Origin of the sequence: Chitinophaga sp. (assembly GCF_035564935.1) — a bacterium.
In the GTDB taxonomy this organism is placed as follows: Bacteria; Bacteroidota; Bacteroidia; order Chitinophagales; family Chitinophagaceae; genus Chitinophaga.
In genome coordinates this window covers 1-5,303 of the sequence record NZ_DATMTE010000390.1, presented here as the reverse complement: position 1 = coordinate 5,303, position 5,303 = coordinate 1, and the positions used below count along the sequence as shown (strand labels likewise).

General features: G+C 45.3%; 2 protein-coding genes. Both read left to right on the top strand.

The features are described 5' to 3' along the window. Positions 1-187: 187 nt before the first annotated feature. Positions 188-3,799 (top strand): SusC/RagA family TonB-linked outer membrane protein, encoded by a 3,612-nt coding sequence (locus VN105_RS10275; protein ID WP_325640492.1) that lies wholly within the window; start codon positions 188-190, stop codon positions 3,797-3,799. Between the two features lie 15 nt (positions 3,800-3,814). Further along, the gene (locus VN105_RS10270; RefSeq protein WP_325640490.1) at positions 3,815-5,257 is read left to right on the top strand and encodes a RagB/SusD family nutrient uptake outer membrane protein; all 1,443 of its coding nucleotides are present in this window, start codon (positions 3,815-3,817) and stop codon (positions 5,255-5,257) included. Positions 5,258-5,303: the final 46 nt, after the last annotated feature.

The following is a 5,303-nucleotide window of genomic DNA, read 5'->3' as shown; positions in this document are numbered from 1 at the left end:
AATAAAACCAACCACTATATAAAAACCGCCACGGTTCGCGGCCGTGGCGGAATAATGACCGGTCGGTAAAAATGGTCGCACACCACTTATTTAACAACCAAATCTGCTGCAATTTATGCAAAAAAACTGCTATTGCCTCTTCGATTCTCCGGGAGGGATCCGGAGTATTACCAAAATCATCAGGGTTATGAGACTAACCTTTTATTTATTGACGGCTGTTTTTATCCAGGTCTACGCTTCAGGTAACGCGCAGAACATTACTCTTTCCGGTAAAAATCTCACGTTAAAACAAGTATTCAAAGAAGTAAAAAAGCAAACAGGGTATGGACTGTTTGCAAAGAAGGAGCTGCTTGTCAATGCCCGGGTCATTAACCTTTCCGCTTATAACAAGCCATTAAAAGAAGTGCTTGATGAGGTTTTCAGAAATCAACCACTCGACTATACCATACAAGGTAAGAACATTATTCTTTCCCGTAAGCCAGCTGCCCGGTCAGCAGCAGATAGCATCATGCAGGCTATTCCTGTAAAAATCCGTGTGGTGGATTCATCCGGAGCTCCGCTTACCGGCGCCTCTATTTCCCTCAGGAATGGAAAGCAACTTGGCGTCACAAACACCGATGGAGCCATTACACTGAATCTGGAAGAAGGCAATGTGATTGTGGCCACCTTTATCGGTTTTGCCACCCAAAGTGTTGCCGTTAGCAAAGGAGCTCTGTCGGGTGGCAATCTGACCATCAGGCTATATACCTCCGAAACACAATTGAAGGATATAGAAATAACTGTAAGTACCGGTTATCAGACGCTCTCCAGGGAAAGAAGCGCAGGTTCATTTGCGAAACCTGATAAGGAAATACTGCAAAACCGGTCTACCAGTATGAACATCCTGCAACGTATGGATGGCCTGGTACCGGGATTAACCATTAATAACGCACCAGGCTCTGAAGGAGTGTTAATAAGAGGGCTCAATTCTATTAACGCAGGCAGAGCGCCGCTCATTGTCGTGGATGGCATTCCAATAAGTGATATCAACGCCGTTAACCCCCAGGATGTTGCAGATGTAACTGTATTGAAAGATGCAACAGCTGCATCTATCTGGGGCGCAAAAGCCTCTAACGGGGTAATTGTTATTACCACGAAAAAGGGTGCTGCTTCTGAAAATCTTAAAGTTGACTATGATGGCTTTATCAGCTTTCAGGGGAAGCCTGACCTGGACTATCTGCCTGTAATGAATAGTCAGCAGTATATACAAGCAGCAAAAGAAGTATTCGATCCGGTTGCATATCCCTGGAATACAGCATCGGCTTATGTACTTGGTGCTGTTGGTATGCCTCCCCACGAAATGATCCTGTACAACCAGTATAGAGGACTGATCAGTTCCGCTCAGGCAAATAAGAGTCTTGACAGTCTCGCGGCGATTGATAACCGTAGCCAGATCAAAGACCTGTGGTACAGGAATGCGGCGTTGATGAACCACACTGTATCACTGAGAGGCGGCGGCAAGGTCCATACATTTTATGGCTCGCTTTCCTATACCGATTTAAAATCAAACCGCCCCGGCGCAACTAACCGGACTTATAAAGTTAATCTGCGCCAGGACTTCAATTTCAATAAATACCTGAAAGTATACCTTATAACAGATCTTACTAACATTACAGCTTCATCACCAAGAACCGTTTCCGCAGACAGCAGGTTTTATCCTTATCAGCTATTCCGGGATGCTGATGGAAACAGCCTTTCTATGCCATATGTGGGAGCCCTTACAGACTCCACCCGCCAGTCTGCCCAATCCAGGGCCCGCATTGGACTTGACTACAAACCTCTTGACGATGCCCAACTCGCCTCTTCAAACACAAATGCACTCCTAAACAGGATTATAGGCGGTGTCACATTAAATGTGACTAAAGGACTGAGGTATGAAGGGGTGTTTGGTTATATCCGCGGGCACAATAAAACCACCCTCTACGACGATAACAGCAGCTTTGTTCAACGCAACGAGTTGGTACAATTTACTGTAGCGGCGAATCCGGCAGTAACACCAGTTTATTATCTGCCTGTTGCCGGTGGTAAATATTATACAGGTAACACTATTCAACGTGATTGGACAGTACGGAATCAATTAGTGTTTGACCAGGCTTGGAAAGGGACGCTTCACCAGCTAACTGTATTGGCTGGCCAGGAGGCACAAGAGCAACTGCTGACTACCAATGAAAGTACAGTTAGGGGCTATGATCGCCAGTTGCGCAATGCCATTCCGGTAGACTATGCCGCACTGGCATTGGGTATCATGAATCCTGTTGTTGCCAATAATATTTCAAAAAGCGTTTTACCACCGGACTATTATCGCGAAACAGAAGGTCAAACCCGGTTTACATCTTATTATGCCAATGGTGCATATACTTATGCACAAAGATATTCGCTGAATGCAAGCTGGCGGGTTGATAAAAGCAACTTATTTGGGCTGGAAAAAGGTGCGCAAAACAGACCCGTCTGGAGTACAGGCGCTAAATGGATGCTAAGTGATGAAACCTTTATGCAAAAAATTCCGGTTATCGATCACCTGGCCATCAGGGCTACTTATGGGGTTACAGGTAATGCCCCGGTGCCAGGAACTGCATCTTCATACAATATTCTTTCTTCGGCCACTTCTGCATCATTACCGGGAGGCAGGAGTTTTTCAATAGCAACCCCCGGCAACCCTCACCTCTCCTGGGAAAGTACACAAACGATCAACCTGGGTATTGATTTTACAGCACTGAATCGGCGTCTTTCAGGTTCGGTCGATTATTATAACAGAAAAACAGATGATCTGATTGGCCAGTTGCCGGTTAATACACTTACCGGTTACTCAGTAATTGTTGGCAACTATGGCAGTTTGAAGAATAAGGGAGTTGAAGCGGTTATCAATTCCGTCAATATCGATTCGCGGAATTTCAGGTGGACCAGTTTACTTAACATCGCCTATAATAAGAACGAGATCACAGACATCAAATATCAAACGCCCATTACTACCGGGCAGCAGATGATAGATCAGCGCTATTTTCCCGGGTACTCTGCTTTTGCGCTTTTTGCATACCAATATGCGGGGCTGGATGCCCTTGGAGATCCGACAATTCATCTGGCCGACAAAACGGTCACTAAAACACGCAATATTACCAAACCAACTGACATGCTATACATGGGAACTACTCAGCCTCCATGGAGCGGCGGATTCTCCAATACCTTTACTTACAAAGGATTTTCGCTGAGTGTCAATGCCATCTTCAATCTGGGGCACGTAATGAGAAGAGATGTGGGCAGTTATTTCACCGGCAGGCTGATTGGAAGTAATGCACTTGATTTAAATGCCGGCAGTTATACATCTGCCATTAATCTTGCTCAGGGTAACATCAATGCCATTTTTGATGAAAGATGGAGAAAACCTGGTGATGAGAAAACTACGAATGTTCCCTCATATGTAAGCAGCAGCTCGCTCTCCGGCAGCAGAAGGGATATTAATTATTATGTGTATGGCGACCTGAATGTGTTAGACGCCTCCTACGTAAAAATCAGGGATATAACTCTTTCTTACAGTTTGCCCTCCCATCTGGTTAAAGCTATTAAGGCTAATAACGTAACATTCCGGGTGCAGGTATCCAATCTTATGCTCTGGAAGGCGAACCGGTATGGCATTGACCCGGAGTTCCAGGGATTTTCGCTCACATCAGCCACAGGAGGCGATCCGGAACGCGTATACAATTTTAGTCGGAACATGCGGACCATGCAAGGTATAGTTACGATTGGTGCACACCTGTCTTTTTAATTCAAAAAAAAAGAAATGAAAAAGTCAATTAATATAGTGTTTCTTTTATTGGCGCTTGCTTCAGGCATAGCGGGCTGTCAAAAAAGCTTTCTTGAAGTTACTCCGGCAGGCAAAATAATCGCTGAGAAAACGAATGATTATAACCTGCTGCTCAATAGCCTTACATTAGGTAACCAGTTTATGACGCATTCTCAGGCCATGGGAGATGAAATGGCGGCTATTGAACCTTATTATTCCGGGATCACGCTGCAGCAACAACGTTCGTTTCAATGGGAGGACAATATCTATGAGCCAAATGAAGATGCGCCGGAAATTACCTATCCCACAAAGGCACTGTATGTATACAACGTTGTTATCAATGAAGTGCTAAATTCCACGGGAGGAACAGCCGGAGAAAAAGAGGCGCTGCAAGCGGAAGCGCTTGCAGGACGTGCATGGGTCTATCTGCAACTGGTAAATACTTTTGCTAAGCCGTTCAATTCTGCAACAGCTGCTACCGATCCTGGGTTCCCAATTGTAAAAGAGGCCAATGTAACAATGAACAGCTTTCCAAGAGCAACAGTGAAGGAGGTATATGATTTTATAGTTGATGACCTGAAAGCGGCGATACCCAACTTAAGCCCCACACCATATCACCGTTTTCGCATGTCCAGACCCGCGGCGGAAGCCCTGTTGGGGAAAACGTATCTCTTTATGGGAATGTACAATGAGGCCCTGGAGCAACTGACTGCTGCTATGACAGATCTGGCGGCATCAACGTATCCGGTTCGTTTGTACGACTACAATATAACATTTGGTCCAGGCGGACAATTTTTACCTGTTACCATATTTGGTCCCACTCTTCCCAATCTTTATAATAACGAAGAAAGTCTTTACTCAAGGCAAACTATGGGGGATTGGACAACTGCATCTAATGCACTCCCGTTATCTCCTGCAACAGTGGCGCTCTACGGTCAGTCTGATCTACGTAGAAATTTCATGAGCACTATCCCCTATCCCAGTGGCGCCGCATTTCCTTTGGGTATGGCCAGAAAAGCAGGGCCGTTTTCACCTATCATAGGGATGGTGGTGCCTGACATTTATCTAATGCGGGCAGAAGTGAAAGCCCGGCTGAATGATTTACCCGGAGCCAAAGCAGATATTGAGGCCTTACGGGTAAAACGAATGCCGGCTGCTGATGCTCCTGTTCCGGACGCTATATCTACAAACAAAAATACCCTCGTAAAATTTATCCTGGAGGAACGGATCAGGGAATTTGCAGGATTGGGATATCGTTGGTTCGACATGAGACGGTTATCAGTGGATCCGGATTTTAAATCAACGGTAAACACCAAGCATATCGTATACTCAGCAACCGGTGAGGCCCAGTCCACTTTCACTTTACGGCCGGAAAGACTGACGTTTAAGATTCCACCGAAGGTGCTTTCGCAGAATCCAGGCATGGTGGACAATCAATAAATCATCAATGATCATAAAGGAAAAACAAAATAATTTAATAGTACAA

Coding starts and splice junctions, on each gene's coding strand:
- VN105_RS10275 (WP_325640492.1), top strand. CDS start 188: ATGAGACTAACCTTTTATTTATTGACGGCTGTTTTTATCCAGGTCTAC.
- VN105_RS10270 (WP_325640490.1), top strand. CDS start 3,815: ATGAAAAAGTCAATTAATATAGTGTTTCTTTTATTGGCGCTTGCTTCA.